The sequence below is a fragment of the Mesorhizobium sp. M1027 genome (assembly GCF_040318745.1).
In the GTDB taxonomy this organism is placed as follows: domain Bacteria; phylum Pseudomonadota; class Alphaproteobacteria; order Rhizobiales; family Rhizobiaceae; genus Mesorhizobium.
This window is the reverse complement of record NZ_JAMYMW010000018.1, coordinates 66,649-83,793: the sequence shown is the minus strand read 5'-3', so window position 1 is coordinate 83,793 and position 17,145 is coordinate 66,649. Positions and strand designations below refer to the sequence as shown.

Below are 17,145 nucleotides of genomic sequence, written 5' to 3'. Positions count from 1 at the left end.
CTCGTATGCCGGCTATGAAGGCGAAGTAATGCGTGGCGCCTTCGCCGGGGTACCGCTTGGCCAACTCGAAGCGGCCCGCGCTTTCGGCATGAGCCGTTGGAAAATCTTCAGGCGCATATGGCTCCCGCAGGCGATCAGCCGGGCACTGCCGACGCTGGCGGGTGAAACTGTTCTCCAGCTGAAAGCGACACCGCTGGTGGCAACGATAACTATGGTCGACATCTATGCCGTAGCTTCGCGGGTGCGCCAGGATCTATTCATCACCTACGAACCCTTGCTGCTTCTGGCGTTGGTCTATATGTCCATCACCGGTATCCTGGTGTTCGGTTTCCGCAGGCTCGAGGCGCGGATCCCGAGCAAGCTAGGCTAAAGCTGTTAAAGTCGCGAATTCAGGGCAGCTGCCATGCAACTCAGTCTCGACCAGGCGACAGGGCTGTGCCGGATGGCCGCACTTGGCGCCGGCGCCAACGAAGAGGCGGCGCAGTCGCTGGCTGCCTCGATCGTCGCGGCCGAGGCTGAAGGACTGTCGACAGTCGGACTGTCGCACTTCATCGATTATCTCGAAGCACTGGAAGCCGGCCGTATTGACGGCAACGCCGATCCGGTGATCACCAGGCCGGCGCTCGCGGTCTATCTTTCCGATGCGCGCGGCGGCTTAGCGCATACCGGTTTCGACCGCACGATCGATGACCTCGCCAAGGCGGCGCGGCTGTTCGGCGTCGCCATCTTTTCGCAGAAGAATGCTTATACCTGCGGCGCGCTCGGCTATTTCACCGGACGGCTGGCCGCGCAGGGATTGGTGTCGTTCGCCGCCACCAACGGCCCGGCCGTGCTTGCCGGCTCGGGCTCGGTCAAGCCGGTCTACTGCACCAACCCGATGTCCTTTGCCGCACCCACCACGGACGGGGCGCCGCTGGTCATCGACCAGTCGTCGAGCGCCACTGCCTTCGTCAACATCCGCAAGGCGGCCGAGGACGGCAAGAAGATCCCCGAAGGCTGGGCACTGGACGCCAGCGGCAATCCAACCACGGACCCGGCAGCCGCCATGAAAGGCGCCATGCTTGCCTTCGGCGGCCAGCGCGGCGCCAACATCGCGCTGATGGTCGAGGTGCTGGCTGCGGGCCTGTCGGGCGCCAACTGGTCGCTCGATGCGCCATGGTTCAGCGGCGGGCCGGACAGTCCGGGGACCGGCCTGTTCGTGCTCGCCGTCGAGCCCAAGCTGCTCGATCCGAACTTCGAGAAACGGATGAAGGACCAACTCGACAGGTTGCGGCGGCGCTATGGCGTGCATGTGCCGGGGCGTGCCCGGGCAGAAGCGGCAGAGAAGGCGGCGGCGCGCGGCATAAGCGCGCCGAAAGCCGTGGTGCAACGCATTTCCGAATTCGCCGCGCGCTATTCGTCCTAAAGAAATTCGTTTGTACGATGAGCGGCAGAGGCCGGCCGATCCGGGAGCGCGAGCCTACTTCCCGCAATGATGATCGTTGATGACGTTCACCGCATTCGCGTCCGGTTCTACCCTGTTGTAGGAGCAGGGTTCGGCGGCCGTCGTGAACAGGGGGTTGTCATAGTAGCGCGGGCCACCGAACAGAATGTCGATGATGTCGCCGTTGGCGGGAACGTAGCGTTCGGGTTGCGCTTGGTGATGCCGGTTTGCCGCGAATGCCGGGGCACCAATGCTGCAGCCTGGTACGAAAGCCAGAGCGAAGATCGCAACGCGTTTTGTCGTCATCGGCAATATCCTCCATTCGGAATCAAACCATACATCTAAAATCGCCTAGCGAACAAAGGTTCCTGTTCCTAATGGAGTTGCCGTAAAGCCGGGCCTCGACGGCGTTTTCTGCCATTTCGAACGGATCCGGAAAATCATGCTTCAACAGTGCCGGGCGACCTATGGTCGCCCTTTGCCTTTGGCGCGAAACCGACTATGAAACGGCTTCAATCAAGCCATCTGGATAGCCCGCCGGAGCCAGCCATGACCGAAATCCTTCAGACCCCAAAGCTCGTCGTCGTTTTCGGCGGCTCCGGCTTTGTCGGTCGTCATGTCGTGCGGGCGCTGGCCAAGCGCGGCTACCGCATCCGGGTCGCCTGCCGCCGGCCCGATCTCGCCGGTCATTTGCAACCGCTTGGCAATGTCGGGCAGATCCAGCCGGTGCAGGCCAATGTCCGGGTGCGCTGGTCGGTCGACCGCGCCGTGCAAGGCGCCGACCATGTCGTCAATCTGGTGGCGATCGCGCATGAGGCCGGCCGGCAGAAATTTACTGCCGTCCACGAGTTCGGCGCGCGCGCTATTGCCGAAGCGGCGCGCGCCGTCGGCGCCGGCCTCACCCACATCTCGGCTCTGGGAGCGGAGCTCCACGCGCAATCGGACTACGCGCGGACCAAGGCGCTCGGCGAAAAGGCCGTTCTTGAGACGGTCCAAGACGCCGTGATCTTGCGGCCATCGATCAATTTCGGGCCGGAGGACGGTTTCTTCAACCGCTTTGCCAACATGGCCCGCTTTTCCCCAGTGCTGCCGCTGATCGGCGGCGGGCAGACGAAATTCCAGCCGGTCTATGTCGGCGACGTCGCCGAGGCGGTGGCGCACTCGGTCGACGGCAAGGTCCAGGGCGGCCGGATCTATGAACTCGGCGGGCCGCAGGTGCTTACCTTCAAGGAATGCATGCAAGAGCTGCTCGTCATCATCGAACGCAGGCGGTTTTTGCTGCCCGTGCCATGGTGGCTGGCGAACCTCCAGGCATCAATTCTCGGGCTGCTGCCCAATCCATTGTTGACCAAGGACCAGGTCCTGCTGTTGCGCCAGCACAATGTCGTGTCGGATGACGCCGTCAAGGACAACAGGACGCTTGCCGGCCTCGGTATCCAGCCGCGTTCGATCGGAACCATCCTGCCAAGCTATCTCTGGCGCTACCGCGCCGCCGGCCAGTTCCAGCGCAAGTCCGCCGCATAACACGAACGGACGTCCGGTTGCCTAAGGCGCGCGCCTGGTAACCTGCATCGGCAGCCCGCCTTGCGGCTGCGTCGTCAGCTTCTGCACCGGCCAGGGTCGGGTTTGCGCGGTGGTATCGAAACGATAGCGCGAAAGCATGATCGCCAACGCGATGATTGCTTCCTGCATGGCGAAGCTGGCGCCGATGCAGACGCGAGGCCCGGCGCCGAACGGCAAATACTGGAAACGGTCGATCTTTTCGCGATTCCCCGGATGGAAGCGTTCCGGCATGAAAGCGTCCGGCCGGTCCCACAATTTCCGATGGCGGTGGACGACCCACGGCATCACCAGCACCGCGGCACGCCGCGGTATGTAGAGGCCGTTCCAGGTTTCGGGCTCGATCGGTTCGCGGTTGATCGACGGCGCCGGCGGATAGAGCCTGAGCGCCTCGTCGAAGGCGGCGCGGGTCAGCGGCATGGCGTCGAGCCATTTCGTCGGGTCGGGCTCACGCGCCAGCACCGCATCGATCTCGTGCTCGATCTTTTCGCGCTCCCACGGCGCTTCGGCAAGGCAGTAGAGCGTCCAGCCGAGCGCCCTGGCCGTAGTCTCGTGGCCAGCGCCGATGAAGGTGATGATGTTGTCCTCGACCTCGGACCGGGTTAGCCCGCCCGGTCCCTCCGCCCGCAACAGCAGCGTGAGAAAATCCTGCGGCACCGTGTCCGGAGCACGCCTCAACCGCGCCTCGCGCATCTGCACCGTGTCGGTGACGATCTTGCGGAAGTAGGCCATGGTCTTGCGGCCGCGGATGCGGGTCAGGCGCGGCAGCCAGTCGGGCGCACGCAAAAGGTCGAGCGGATCGACCCGGCCCATCGTCTCGAACAGGCGATCGATCTCCTTGGCGAAGCTGCCGGGCTCGCCCGATATCTCGCCCGAAAACAGTGTCTCGGCCAGGATGTCGAAGGTGAGCAGCGTCATGTTGTGCGCGATGTCGAACGTGCCGCCGCCCTCGTAGCGCGTGACGAACTCCCGCGTGCGTTTCAGCATCGGCTCCGCAAAACCGAAGATATGGCGCGGCGTGAACACCGGCGCCATCGCCTTGCGTGAACGCCTCCACACCTCGCCCTCGGCGGTCAGCAAGCCGTCGCGCAGGATCGGCCGCAGGATCAGCTGGCGAACCGTCGCCATCTTGTAGTTCTTGGCGTTATCGACCAGCACGTGGCGAATGAGACCGGGGTCGTTGGCGATGACCAGCGGCCCGCCGATGCCGGTCACCGAAATCCAGGGCTCGTTGTAGGTCGGCTCGCCCCACAGTTCGAGCGGATTGCGGTAGACGATGCGGATCATCTCCAGCGTCGAGGGCGGCGCGGTGCGCGGCTTCGGCGCCGGCGGGACGAAGGGGACGGGCTGACTGTCCATGACTTGCTCCGCTGACACCTCAATGTAGTGGCGGGCAAGGCAGGCGTCCATGTGAGCGGACGACAAGGCGATGCATCCGCTCTCTGGAATGTGACCCGGGCACCGGAAAGTGCCTGCTTGCTGTGTCCGGCTGCGTGTCTTAGGTGGCAGCACCACAGATGTCAGAAACGGCGGGAGCCTGCCTTGAAGCACCAGTTGAACGTCATCATCGGCAGCACGCGGCCGGGCCGCGCCGGACCGGTTTTCGCAAAGTGGCTGGAGAGCTTTGCGCGCGAACACGGCAAATTCGAGCCGGTGCTCACCGATATCGCCGCCTTCAACCTGCCGGTGCTGGACGAGCCGCATCATCCGAGACTCGGCAAATACGAAAACAGCCACACGAAAGCCTGGTCGAAAGCAATCGACGCCGCCGACGCATTCGTCTTCGTGGCGCCGGAGTACAATTATTTCACCGCTCCCGCGATCGTCAACGCGGTCGACTACCTGCTCAGGGAATGGCGATACAAGCCGGCCGCCATCCTCAGCTACGGCGGTGTCTCCGGCGGCTTGCGAGCGGCGCAGGCAGTCAAACCGTTGCTGACCGCGGTCGGCGTCATGCCGATTCCGGAAGGCGTGGCGCTGCCAATGTACCAGAAGCTGCTCGACGAGACCGGCGCCTTCCTGCCCAGCGAGCAGGTGCTCGGCGGGGCCAGGACCATGCTGGACGAGTTGTTCCGCTGGAGCGAAGCGCTGAAGCCGATGCGGGTCGGCTGACAACGCGAACGGCCGAGCTTGCCGATGCCATAACTTGCTCATGCCATAAAGAGATGGAATGCTCCGGCAAACGACCGGGCCGGGGCGGTTCGATTTGCGTCTTCTGTTTGCCTTGCTGCTGATCCTCTCGACGGCCTCCGCTGCCGTGGCGGAGCGGCGCGTTGCGCTGGTCATCGCCGAGAACGACTACCGGCTGATCCGGCCGCTCGCCAATCCCGTCAACGACGGCGAGGTGATGGAAACGGTGCTGAGCAAGCTCGGCTTCGAGGTCTTCCTCGAAACCAACCGCGACCTGCGGCGCATGCGCCGGGCGCTCGACGATTTCCGCGAGGATGCCAAAGGCGCCGACGTGGTACTGGTGTTCTTTTCCGGCCATGGCGTCGAGATCGCCGGCGAGAATCGGCTCCTGCCGGTCGATGCAGACGCGTCGTCGCTCGATGCGCTGGAAAGGACCAGCCTGCCGCTGGAGGAGATCCGCACGACCGTCGCCGCCACCAGCAAGGTCGGGCTGATCGTGCTCGATGCCTGCCGCAGCGATCCGTTTGCGGCTGCGGGCGGCGAAGGCCGCGGCGCAACGGCGCTGGCAAAAGAGGTCGGCGTCAAGGTCCGGCCGGGTCTTGGCCGCGTCGGGCGGGCTGAAAACATTCTGTTTGCCTTCTCGGCGGCGCCCGGCGAGACGGCCGCGGATGGGACCGGCCAGAATTCGCCGTTCACTGCGGCGTTGACGAAATATCTCGGCACCGATGGACTCGAGATCCGCTCCGTGCTGACGCTTGTGCAGCAGGAGGTCTACGACCTCTCGCGCGGCAAGCAATTGCCCTATGTCGAGAGCGGCCTGCCGCAGCTGTTCTTTGCTACGACAGCCAAGGAGAAACTGCCCGAGCGCGAACGCTTGTTGCTCGCCATGGCCGAGGTGACGCCTCAGATGCGCGGCGAGGTGGAGAAGATCGCCAGCGACGCCGACATGCCGCTGGCACCGCTCTATGGCGCGTTGATCAGTTCCGATACCGGCCACCTCTCCGCTGACAGTCTGAACGCCAGGCTGCGTGAGGCAGCCGACGCCTTCGTGAAGGTGCGGAGCGAAATGCAGACGCTTGGATCAGACGATCTGCGGGTGGCAGCGTTGCGCCGGCAGGCCGAAGAGCAGCTTTCGCTGGGAGCGTTCGATGCGGCGCGCAAAAAGCTCGCCGAGGCAGCCGAGATCGATAATGTCTCGCGCAACGCTCTGAAGGCCAATTTCGTCAGCCGCACGCTCTCCGAGGCCGCAACGCGCTATCTGTCCGGCGGGGCGGCGCGCGCCGACCTCGACTACGCCACAGCCATCAGGGACTATGAATCCGTGCTCGCGCTTTATGGCGAAGCTGGACGGGTGGTGCTGTCGCTCGACGATGCCGACCGCTTGATCCGCACGCTGGACGAGCTGGGCAAACTCTATACCACGGTCGGCAATATCGATGCGGCCGGCCGCGCCTTCGAAGCGCTGCAAGCCGATCTCGAACGGCGGTTGCATCATGAAACCGATCCCAACGTGAAGCGCGACTTCGCCGTCAGCCACGTCAAGCTCGGCAATGTGCGGATGGCACAGGGCAATCTGCCGACAGCGCTGCAGAATTATGAGACCGCCAAGACCATTCTGCAGGGCCTGACCGAGGCAGAACCGGACAATCTGGAGTGGTTCGGCGACCTCGCCATGGCCGACGACAAGATCGGTAACGTACTGGCGACGCAAGGCGATCTGGCCGGCGCCGCAGAGGTCTACCAGGAAAGTCTGTCGATCAAGAAACAGCTCGCCGCCGGAAAGCCCGACCGTGCCGAACTGCAGCGCGACCTGACCATCACCTACGATGAGATCGGTCACCTTGCCCATGTCGCAGGCCAACTGGATAACGCACAGGCGGCCTATGAAGAGAGCCTGAAGGTGCGGCTGGCGCTGGCGGCGGACAAACCGGGAGACGCCGACCGGCAGCGTGACGTCTCGGTCAGCCACGATACGATAGGCGACCTGCTGCGCGAACGCGGCGACGCCGCCGGGGCGCTGGCGGCTTACAGGGAAGGCCTCGCGATCGTCAAGCACCTGGCGAAACGCGATCCTGACGACACCGAGCTGAAACGCGACCTGTCGGTCGGCAACGCCAAGATCGGCAATGCGCTGAGCGACCAGCAGAATTGGCCGGCGGCACTTTCGGCTTATCGTGAGGCACTTTCGCAGGCCAGCGCGCTCGCCGCTGGCGACCCGAACAACACCGAATGGCAGCGCGACCTGTCCGTCTGCCTCGAGAAGGTCGCCGGCGTCCTGGCGATACAGGGCGACCACAAAGGCGCGCTGAAAGCCTATCTGGACAGTTACGCGATTGCGCAGCGGCTGGCCAAGCTCGATCCGGCCAATTCCGACTGGCAGCGTGACTTGTCGATAACGCTGTCCGAAGTCGCCACCCTGTGCCTAAAGCAGCGCGACGTCAGCGGAGCCCGGCAAGCCTTTCAGGACAGCCTGGCCATTCGCGAGAAACTTGCCCGGTCCGATCCGGACAACGCCACCTGGCAGCGCGACCTGGTGGTCGCCTATATCGACTACGCGCAAGTCGCTAAGGATCCGAAAGCCGTGCTTTCCAAGGCGCTCGACATGACGCTCGAGCTCGACCGAAGCGGACGGTTGGCGCCGCGATACAAATTCATGATCAAGTTCCTGCGTGAGCGGCTGGCCAGGATCGAAGCCAAGCGCCAGTAGCCGGCCGACGCGACCGTCATTCCGTCCGGAAATGCCTGCAAACCTTGGAAAAACCGCCTTTTGCGCCTATATCTACGACATTAGAAATGCGCGATTCGAAGCCGATTTTTCGCGCTCTGCACACGGCATCAATCAGACAGGTTTTCATGAGCGAACAGACCGACATCGCCAACGGCGTTGAAGCCGAATACGGCGCCGATTCCATCAAGGTTTTGAAGGGCTTGGATGCCGTTCGCAAGCGGCCGGGCATGTATATCGGCGATACCGACGACGGCTCGGGCCTGCACCACATGGTCTATGAAGTCGTCGACAACGCCATCGACGAAGCCCTGGCCGGCCATGCCGACCTGGTGACGGTGACGCTCAATCCGGACGGATCGGTGACGGTCATCGACAATGGCCGCGGCATTCCGACCGATATCCACACCGGCGAAGGCATTTCGGCGGCCGAAGTGATCATGACGCAGCTGCATGCCGGCGGCAAGTTCGACCAGAACTCCTACAAGGTGTCGGGCGGCCTGCACGGCGTCGGCGTGTCGGTCGTCAACGCGCTGTCGGCCTGGCTGAAACTGAAGATCCGCCGCAACGGCCAGATCTACGAGATGAGCTTCACGCATGGCAATGCTGACGCGCCGCTGCGCGTCACCGGCAGTTATGAACAAGACAAGGTCCCCGGCACCTATGAAGGCCGCAGCGGTAGCGAAATCACGTTTTTGCCGTCGTCCGAAACCTTCACCATGGTCGAATTCGACTACGGTACGCTGGAGCATCGGCTGCGCGAACTCGCCTTCCTGAACTCCGGCGTGCGCATCGTTTTGACCGATGCCCGCCATGCCGACATCGTGCGCCATGAACTGCACTACGATGGCGGCCTCGAAGAGTTCGTCCGATATCTCGACCGGACGAAAAAGCCGTTGCTCGACAAGCCGATATCGATCCGCGCCGAGCGCGACGGCATCACGGTCGAAGTCGCCATGTGGTGGAACGACAGCTACCACGAGAACGTGCTGGCCTTCACCAATAACATCCCGCAACGCGACGGCGGCACGCATCTGGCAGGCTTTCGCGGTGCGCTGACACGCCAGATAACCGGCTATGGCGACTCTTCGGGCCTGACCAAGAAGGAAAAGGTGGCGCTGATCGGCGACGATTGCCGTGAAGGGCTGACGGCGGTGCTGTCAGTCAAGGTTCCCGACCCGAAATTCTCCTCGCAGACCAAGGACAAGCTGGTGTCGTCCGAGGTCCGTCCGGTGGTCGAAGGGCTGGTCAACGAAGCGCTCGGCACCTGGCTGGAGGAGCACCCGACCGAGGGCAAGGCGGTCATCGAGAAGGTCATCCAGGCCGCTGCCGCGCGTGAAGCCGCGCGCAAGGCACGCGACATCACCCGCAAGAGCTCACTCGGCGTCACCTCGTTGCCCGGCAAGCTGGCCGATTGCCAGGAGCGCGACCCGGCAAAATCCGAGATCTTCATCGTCGAGGGCGACAGCGCCGGCGGCTCGGCCAAGGGCGGCCGTTCGCGCCAGAACCAGGCCATTCTTCCGCTGCGCGGCAAGATCCTCAACGTCGAGCGCGCCCGCTTCGACCGTATGCTCGGCTCCGACATGATCGGCACGCTGATCACTGCGCTCGGCACCTCGATCGGCAAGGACGAGTTCAATGCCGACAAGCTGCGCTACCACAAGATCATCCTGATGACCGACGCCGATGTCGACGGCGCCCACATCCGCACCTTGCTGTTGACCTTCTTCTTCCGCCAGATGCCCGAACTGATCGAACGCGGTCATCTCTACATCGCGCAACCGCCGCTCTACAAGGTGACGCGCGGGAAGAGCTCGCAATACATCAAGGACGAAGCCGCCTTCGAGGAATTCCTGATCGGCTCCGGGCTGGAAGAAGCGTCGCTTGCGCTCAGCACGGGCGAGGTGCGGGCCGGGCAGGACCTGCGCAGTGCCATCGACGACGCCTTGGCTGTCCGCCAGCTCATCAACGGATTGCACACGCGCTATAACAGAGGCGTGGTCGAGCAGGCAGCGATTGCCGGCGCGCTCAACCCGGAGATCTTCACCGACCTCCGCCGCGCCAATGAGACGGCCGAGCGTGTTGCCCGCCGTCTCGACATTATCGCCGAGGATACCGAGCGCGGCTGGATCGGCCGCATGTCGACCTCGAACGAGGGCATCGGCGGCTATGTCTTCGAGCGAACGGTGCGCAGCGTCAAGGAGTTCGCACATCTCGACCTGGCGCTGATCAATTCCGCCGACGCACGCCAGCTCGACCGCTATGCGCCGCGTCTGGCGGAGATCTATGGCGAGCCGCCGGTGCTGCGCCGCAAGGATGTCTCGGAAACCATTTCGGGGCCGCTGGCACTGCTCAATGCCGTGTTTGCCACCGGCCGCAAGGGCCTGACCATGCAGCGCTACAAGGGCCTTGGCGAAATGAACGCCGAGCAGCTCTGGGAAACGACGCTTGACCCGAATGTGCGCTCGCTCTTGCAGGTCAAGGTCAATGACGCAACGGATGCGGACAGCTTGTTTTCGCGGCTGATGGGCGACGAGGTCGAGCCCAGGCGCGAATTCATCCAGGAAAATGCGCTGTCGGTCGCCAATCTGGACATCTGAGCCACGATCTCAGATACCCAGCCAGCAGGCATGAAGTGCATTGGTGCGCCTTGGCGCACCGATGCCGACTGTTGCAAGCAACAGAGATCAGCAGGACCGCCGGAACGGAAAGGCCTTCAAGGCATTGTAGTTGATCACAATCGCCGCAGGAGGCATCCATGGGACGTGGCATTTTGCTCTGGCTTCTCGGAGTCCCGATTCCGATCATTATTCTGATCATGCTGTTTGCAAGGTAGGGGGCTTCGATGCCGTCCACCCTAACGACTGCCGACGTTTCCGCACCGACGGAATCCGCTTCCCCCGCTGTCAGCTGGGGGCCAATCGTCGCCGGCGCCTTTGCTGCGTCGACGCTTACCTTCATCTTGATGCTGCTCGGCTCCGGGCTTGGGCTGAGCATGGTTTCGCCATGGTCTGGCTCGGGTGCGTCAGTCACCACTTTCGCCGTTTCCACCGCCGTCTGGCTGATCGTCGTGCAGTGGCTGTCGTCGGCCCTGGGCGGCTACCTCGCCGGACGCCTGCGCACCAAATGGGTCGGCATCCACACCGATGAGGTCTTCTTCCGCGATACCGCTCACGGTTTCCTGGCCTGGGCGCTGGCGACGCTGCTCGTCGCCGGCGTGCTCGGCACGGCGCTTTCGGCCGCGATAGGTAGCGGTGTCCAGGCTGCTTCGACTGTGGCATCGGGCGCTGCAATGGGCGCTTCGGCAGGTGCTGCTGCAAACGCTGGTGGCGCCTCGACTAACGACGCCACATCGTATTTCGTCGATACGCTGTTCCGCCCGGCCGATCCGGCAAGGCTCGCTGCCGCCAATCCGGAGAGCGACGCCGCGGCAACGGCGCAGGCATCGCGCATTCTGATCGCGAGTGCCGCAGCAGGCGAAATATCGGCCGACGACAAGACCTATCTGTCGCGGCTGGTGGCCGCCCGTACAGGCCTGTCCGAAGCGGATGCCACCGCTCGCGTCGATGCAGTAATCGCCAGAGCGCAGGACGCCAAGGTCAAGGCCCAGCAGGCGGCCGACACCGCCAGAAAGGCAGGCGCCACCTTCTCGCTGATTGGCGCGCTGTCGCTGGTCATCGGGGCCTTCATTGCCAGCGCGGCTGCAGCACTTGGCGGCAGGCAGCGCGACGACGAGGAAGCAATTTTCCTGACCAATCGTTGATCGGTGACTAGGCGAACTCGGTCCGCTTCGGGAAGATTGCGCCCGAAGGGGACCTTGCTTTGAAGTGCCGCCGCGGCATTGTCGTGATCACCGCCTACAGCTCAGCTTCCAGCTTGCGGCCGAGATCGACCGCATCGCGCAGCACGGCAAGGTGCGAGCGCGGCCGTGCGCCGACCGGCGCGTTGACTTCGACGCCGCTCGCCGCCAGCGACCAATAGAGCCTGTGCGTGAAGACGCGGCCAAACGAGCCGCGCAGCTCCACCTGGATGTTTTCCACGCCAGGACCGAAGTTTTCCGTCATCTGCCCTGAAATCGGGTCGCCGGTCAGCCAGCCATTGCCCCTGTCGAAGATATTGGTCCAGCGCGTCGCGGCAAACACCGCGCCATGATGCACCGCCCGCAGCGGCTTGCCGGAATGGCTGCGCCCTTCCTGGTAGAGCATGGTTCCGCCCGCCGCCCTGTCGGCGATCGGCGGGCATGCCGAAAACAGGCGCTCGGCGATGCCGCGCCTGAATTCGGCGAGGTCGTAGGTCACCAGGAACTCGCTGTGGGTCAGCGGACTGCCGAGCGTGACGAAATCGCTGATCTTCCACGGCAGCGGATGATCGGCGTCGCCGACGCGAAGCTGCCGGTAGAGCTCCCATTGGCTGCGCCGGAATGCGGGGAGGTCATCGAGGCTGTCGAGCCAGGCGGAGGCATCGGCGGCCAGCGTCGCCTTGTCGACGGCGTGGATCGCCTTCAGCCGCGCTTTGTCGCGAATGGCTTCCAGCTTTCTAGGCCTGAAATCGGCCCACAAGATCTGCAACAGATCATAGGCGATGATCGACCCGAGGCTGTGCGAGACCAGCACGATGCGGTCATAGGCATCGTCCATCATGAGACGCTTCAGCAGCTTGAGGCCACGCTCGCGGACAAGCGCCCGTTTCTCGACCGTTGCCGCTTCGGCCCGTACATAGGCGGCGACGTCGCCGAAATAAGGCAAGCCAAACTGGTCCACCGACCAGATGACGAACGACGCCAGAACCGTGACAAGCACACCGGTCGTCCAGGAGATGTAGCCTTGCCAGGTCGACGTTGCGAGCGCCAGCGCCGCGCCGAGGACGACGATGGTGGCCAAAAGCGTGACGACGTAGAGTTTGCGCACATCGCGCGGAATATCGGCGGGCTTGCGCCAGAGCAGGGTCGTCACCCAGGCAGCAAGGCGGCTTCGGGTCGTGCCCTGGGTGATGTCGGCCCAGTAAAGCTCGTAGAAATCGGTGCGGCGGCCATCGACATCATAGGGCGTGGTGATCCGGCGGAGTTCGTGCGAATTGGTCCGGCTGTCGGGCGTGATCCAACTCTGGTTGATCTTCGCACCCATCGGGTCGGCCGGATCGGCGACATGGGCATAGAACGGTGCACGGGCCGGATCGTGGCTCCATACGGCCTGGACGAACTCCCTCAACGTGTCCATGGGCCGCTGCTCGCCCATGCCGTGCACGACCACTACCGCCTGGCTGCGCTTGCGTGGCGCCTTCTCTGCTGCGGTCAGATCGGCGGCCGGCGATGCAGCAGAACCAGGGTCGGGCACCAGCACCTCCACGATGACGTCGTTTGCAAGACGACGGGTCGGCATCGTAGCTTCAGAACCGGTAACAGCCAAGAAAAAGCCCGGCGCGGAGCCGGGCTGTATTCGACGATCGGCGGTGAGTTGGCAACGAGGCCTTTTCAGTGATCCATGGCCTTGACGATCTCCTCGGTCATCTTCTTGGCGTCGCCGAGCAGCATCATGGTGCCGTCCTTGTAGAACAGCGTGTTGTCGATGCCGGCATAGCCGGACCCAAGCGAGCGCTTGACGAACAGGCAAGTGCGCGCCTTGTCGACGTCGAGGATTGGCATGCCGTAGATCGGTGAGGACTTGTCGTCACGAGCCGAGGGATTGGTGACGTCGTTGGCGCCGATGACATAGGCAACGTCGGCCTGCGCGAACTCAGAGTTGATGTCCTCCAGCTCGAACACTTCGTCATAAGGCACGTTGGCTTCAGCCAAGAGCACGTTCATGTGGCCGGGCATGCGGCCGGCAACCGGGTGGATGGCGTATTTGACGTCGACGCCGTTGGCCTTGAGCTTATCGGCCATCTCGCGCAGCGCATGCTGCGCCTGGGCGACGGCCATGCCGTAGCCCGGCACGATGATGACCTTTTGCGCATTCATCATCAGATAGGCGGCATCCTCGGCCGAGCCTTGCTTGACCGTGCGCTCGATGCCGTCGTTGGCAATGGCTGATGTCTCGCCGCCGAAGCCGCCGAGGATGACCGAGATGAAGCTCCGGTTCATGCCTTTGCACATGATATAGGACAGGATGGCGCCCGATGAACCGACCAGAGCGCCGGTGATGATCAACGCCAGATTGCCGAGCGTGAAACCGAGTGCGGCGGCGGCCCAGCCGGAATAGGAATTCAGCATCGACACCACCACCGGCATATCGGCGCCGCCGATCGGGATGATGAGAAGGACGCCCAGCACCAGCGAGCCGGCAACGATCAGCCAGAACACCAGCTTGGATTCGGTGGTGACGAGCAGCACGATCAGCACGATCAGCGCAATGCCCAGCGCCGCGTTGATGAAGTGGCGGCCACCGATCATGATCGGCTTGCCCGACATGCGGCCGTCGAGCTTCAAGAAAGCGATGACCGAGCCGGTGAAAGTGATGGCGCCAATGGCAACGCCGAGGCTCATCTCGATCAGCGCCTGGGCATGAATGTCGGCGACGGTGCCGATGCCGAAGCTTTCCGGTGCATAGATGGCGGCGGCCGCCACCATGACCGCAGCAAGACCGACCAGCGAGTGAAAGGCGGCGACCAGCTGCGGCATCGAGGTCATGGCGATGCGCCGTGCCGTGACCGCACCGACCGAGCCGCCGATGGCCAGCCCGAGCACGATCAGCGCGAAGCGGCCGGCGGAAGGGGTGGCCAGAGCCAGCGTCGTGGCGATGGCAATGCCCATGCCGATCATGCCGTACATGTTGCCTTGGCGGCTGGTGGTCGGATGCGACAGGCCGCGCAATGCCAGGATGAACAGGATGCCGGAGACCAGATAGAGGAAGGAAGCGAAGTTGGCGTTCATAGCGGCCTACTTTTCCTTCTTCTTGTACATAGCCAGCATGCGCTGGGTGACGAGGAAGCCGCCGAAGATGTTGACCGATACCAGCATCAGCGCAACGAAGCCGAAGCCGGTGGCGATGCCCGAGGCCGAGATGCCGACGGCCAGCAACGCGCCGACTACGATGACGGAGGAAATGGCGTTGGTGACGGCCATCAATGGCGTGTGCAGCGCCGGCGTCACCGACCAGACGACGTAGTAGCCGACGAAGATCGCCAGCACGAAGATGGCGAAGCGGAAGACGAAGGGATCGATGGCACCGCCGGACAGCGCGTGAGCGGCGTCACCCGCCGCTTCGGTGCCGGGCGCGGCGGCCAGGTTCTGAACCGCGAGCCGCACGGCAGCTGTCGCCTGGTCGAGCTGGTCGAGGGCTTTCTGCAGAGTCTGATCCATCACGCGATCCCTCCGGTGGTCTTGGGCTTCCTCGAAGCGGCTGGTCTCTTCGCAGCCGGCTTCGCCGAAGCCTCGGCATCCATCGTCCTCGCCGGAATGGCCGGTGGTTCGACATGTTGGCCCTTTGGTGGCTCCTGTTCAGCCCTGACGAACGCGGGATGCACGACCTTGCCGGCATCGGTCAGCATGGTTGCCTTGACCAGCTCGTCGTCGCGGTTGATGGCAAGCGTCTTCGTCGCCTTGTCGACCAGCGTCTCGAGGAAGGCATAGAGGTTCCTGGCATAGAGAAGCGAGGCCGAGGCGGCGACGCGACCGGGAACGTTGAGATGGCCGACGATCTTTACCCCGTTGGCGGCGGTCACCACCTTCCCGGGCACGGCGCCCTCGACATTGCCACCGCGCTCGACCGCGAGGTCGACGATCACGGAGCCGGGTTTCATCGAGGCGACCATCGCCGCCGAAACCAGCTTCGGCGCTGGCCGGCCGGGGATGAGCGCCGTGGTGATGACGATGTCCTGCTTGGCGATGTGCTCGGCGGTCAGCGCCGCCTGCTTGGCCTGGTACTCCTTCGACATTTCCTTGGCGTAGCCGCCAGCCGTCTCAGCCGCCTTGAACTCCTCGTCCTCGACGGCCAGGAATTTTGCGCCGAGCGAGGCGACCTGCTCCTTGGCGGCCGGGCGCACGTCGGTGGCGGTGACCACGGCGCCGAGGCGGCGCGCGGTGGCGATGGCCTGCAGACCGGCGACGCCGACGCCCATGACGAACGCCTTCGCAGCCGGCACCGTGCCAGCCGCCGTCATCATCATCGGCAGCGCCCGGTCATATTCGGCAGCCGCATCGATCACCGCCTGGTAGCCGGCGAGGTTGGCCTGGCTGGATAGAACGTCCATCGATTGCGCCCGGGTGATGCGCGGCATGAACTCCATGGAGAAGGCAGTAACACCGGCCCTGCCAAGGGCTGCGACGGCAGCATCGTTGCCGTAGGGATCCATGATCGCGATGACAGCGGCGCCGGACTTGTAGCCCTTCAGCTCGGCGTCCATGGGGCGGCGCACCTTTAGCACCACGTCGGCCTTGGCAGCATCGCCGGCTTTGCCGATCGCGGCGCCCGCTTTGGCAAACTCCTCGTCGGGAATGCGCGACGCCGTGCCGGCGCCGGTTTCCACGATTACGTCGAAACCCAGCGCTGCCAGCCGCTTCACCGTATCGGGCGAGGCCGCGACGCGAGGCTCGTTTGCGTCGAGCTCGCGAGGGATGAAAACCGTCTGTCCCACCGCACGATCCTTTCGGCCGGAACCCTGTTACCGCAAGACACCGACCGTCCGCGGCGGCGCCTTCGACAAAGGTTGGAGGAGTTATCGGAGAATAAAAGCGCCGATGGCCAGGATCAGCACGAACAGGATAGTCGCCGAGAAGAAGCCGCCCACAAAGAAGCCGAACGCCATGGCAAGAAGCACGGCGGCGCAAAATAGCGACCCATATTTGGCCAGCATCACAAAGCCGGCATAGGTGCGGTCGTGCTCGGCATAGTCCATCTTCGCGCCCAGTTCGACAGGACCGGTCGGCGTGTGTTCAGCCATTGGAATACCCCTTCGAAGACATCTTTCAGGCACATAGCGAAAAGCCGCGTTAAGGGCAATGGCGCTATTGCCGCATCGCCGCAGCCAACAATCTCAAGCAAAACTTGAAATCGCGGCGCGGAGCGCGGCGATACCAATCACAATGGATGGCAGGTCCGCTATTGCCGGTGTCGTCAGCCGGCGAGATGGGGGAACAGCCCGAGCAGGCCGACAACGATCAGATAAAGGGCGACGATATAATTGAGCAGCCGCGGCATCACCAGGATCAGCACGCCTGCAATCAGCGAGATAAGCGGGGTAAGGGCGAGCGTGGAAATGGTCATATCGGTTCCTTTGATCGGATCGCAATCGAAGCGGTGCGTGATGGATGTCGGCCATGCCGACCTACCACCAGCACCCTTGCCCAGAACGCCGAAGCGATCGGAAGGCT

The 17,145-nt window shown here is 63.7% G+C and carries 15 protein-coding genes; 7 read left to right on the top strand and 8 right to left on the bottom strand.

The features are described 5' to 3' along the window. Positions 1-370 (top strand): ABC transporter permease subunit (locus tag NKH50_RS27565; protein ID WP_352480102.1); only part of this gene is annotated, 370 nt, incomplete at its 5' end. Between the two features lie 33 nt (positions 371-403). Then, on the top strand, positions 404-1,405 hold the full coding sequence (locus tag NKH50_RS27560) for an Ldh family oxidoreductase (RefSeq protein WP_352686637.1): 1,002 nt from the start codon (positions 404-406) through the stop codon (positions 1,403-1,405). A 54-nt stretch (positions 1,406-1,459) separates the two neighbouring features. Here NKH50_RS27560 and NKH50_RS27555 read toward each other — a convergent pair whose 3' ends face one another. After that, the gene (locus NKH50_RS27555) at positions 1,460-1,729 is read right to left on the bottom strand and encodes a hypothetical protein (protein WP_352882288.1); all 270 of its coding nucleotides are present in this window, start codon (positions 1,727-1,729) and stop codon (positions 1,460-1,462) included. Between the two features lie 243 nt (positions 1,730-1,972). Between NKH50_RS27555 and NKH50_RS27550 the strand changes: the two genes are divergently transcribed. Next, positions 1,973-2,947 carry a complex I NDUFA9 subunit family protein gene (locus NKH50_RS27550; protein ID WP_352505874.1) on the top strand — a complete coding sequence of 325 codons (975 nt, stop codon included), beginning with the start codon at positions 1,973-1,975 and terminating at the stop codon, positions 2,945-2,947. A 21-nt stretch (positions 2,948-2,968) separates the two neighbouring features. Here the strand turns inward: NKH50_RS27550 and NKH50_RS27545 are convergent, their stop codons facing one another. Next, the gene (locus NKH50_RS27545; RefSeq protein WP_352882286.1) at positions 2,969-4,342 is read right to left on the bottom strand and encodes a cytochrome P450; all 1,374 of its coding nucleotides are present in this window, start codon (positions 4,340-4,342) and stop codon (positions 2,969-2,971) included. 183 nt (positions 4,343-4,525) lie between these two features. Between NKH50_RS27545 and NKH50_RS27540 the strand changes: the two genes are divergently transcribed. The 4 genes from NKH50_RS27540 (at position 4,526) to NKH50_RS27525 (ending at position 11,601) form a co-directional block, all read left to right on the top strand. Further along, positions 4,526-5,095, top strand: a complete 570-nt coding sequence (locus tag NKH50_RS27540) for an NADPH-dependent FMN reductase (RefSeq protein WP_352882283.1) — start codon at positions 4,526-4,528, stop codon at positions 5,093-5,095. 58 nt (positions 5,096-5,153) lie between these two features. Then, positions 5,154-7,820, top strand: a complete 2,667-nt coding sequence (locus NKH50_RS27535) for a caspase family protein (RefSeq protein ID WP_352882281.1) — start codon at positions 5,154-5,156, stop codon at positions 7,818-7,820. A 146-nt stretch (positions 7,821-7,966) separates the two neighbouring features. Continuing rightward, the gene (gyrB, locus tag NKH50_RS27530) at positions 7,967-10,438 is read left to right on the top strand and encodes a DNA topoisomerase (ATP-hydrolyzing) subunit B (RefSeq protein WP_352882278.1); all 2,472 of its coding nucleotides are present in this window, start codon (positions 7,967-7,969) and stop codon (positions 10,436-10,438) included. Between the two features lie 245 nt (positions 10,439-10,683). After that, the gene (locus NKH50_RS27525) at positions 10,684-11,601 is read left to right on the top strand and encodes a hypothetical protein (protein ID WP_352882275.1); all 918 of its coding nucleotides are present in this window, start codon (positions 10,684-10,686) and stop codon (positions 11,599-11,601) included. A gap of 94 nt (positions 11,602-11,695) precedes the next feature. Here the strand turns inward: NKH50_RS27525 and NKH50_RS27520 are convergent, their stop codons facing one another. From NKH50_RS27520 to NKH50_RS27495, 6 genes are all read right to left on the bottom strand, one after another. Then, the gene (locus NKH50_RS27520; protein WP_352882272.1) at positions 11,696-13,216 is read right to left on the bottom strand and encodes a hypothetical protein; all 1,521 of its coding nucleotides are present in this window, start codon (positions 13,214-13,216) and stop codon (positions 11,696-11,698) included. A 92-nt stretch (positions 13,217-13,308) separates the two neighbouring features. Continuing rightward, a complete protein-coding gene (locus tag NKH50_RS27515; RefSeq protein ID WP_352700885.1) occupies positions 13,309-14,706 on the bottom strand; it encodes an NAD(P)(+) transhydrogenase (Re/Si-specific) subunit beta in 1,398 nt (465 codons plus the stop codon). 6 nt (positions 14,707-14,712) lie between these two features. Further along, positions 14,713-15,135, bottom strand: a complete 423-nt coding sequence (locus NKH50_RS27510) for an NAD(P) transhydrogenase subunit alpha part 2 (protein WP_302893582.1) — start codon at positions 15,133-15,135, stop codon at positions 14,713-14,715. After that, positions 15,135-16,409 (bottom strand): Re/Si-specific NAD(P)(+) transhydrogenase subunit alpha, encoded by a 1,275-nt coding sequence (locus NKH50_RS27505; protein WP_352882269.1) that lies wholly within the window; start codon positions 16,407-16,409, stop codon positions 15,135-15,137. Before NKH50_RS27505 ends, NKH50_RS27510 begins: the two co-directional genes overlap by 1 nt. A gap of 81 nt (positions 16,410-16,490) precedes the next feature. After that, positions 16,491-16,715: an aa3-type cytochrome c oxidase subunit IV gene (locus tag NKH50_RS27500; protein WP_254816044.1), complete on the bottom strand. Its 225-nt coding sequence runs from the start codon at positions 16,713-16,715 to the stop codon at positions 16,491-16,493. A gap of 173 nt (positions 16,716-16,888) precedes the next feature. Next, complete coding sequence (locus NKH50_RS27495) at positions 16,889-17,038, bottom strand: DUF3096 domain-containing protein (protein ID WP_013528205.1); 150 nt, start codon at positions 17,036-17,038, stop codon at positions 16,889-16,891. Between the last annotated feature and the right edge of the window lie 107 nt (positions 17,039-17,145).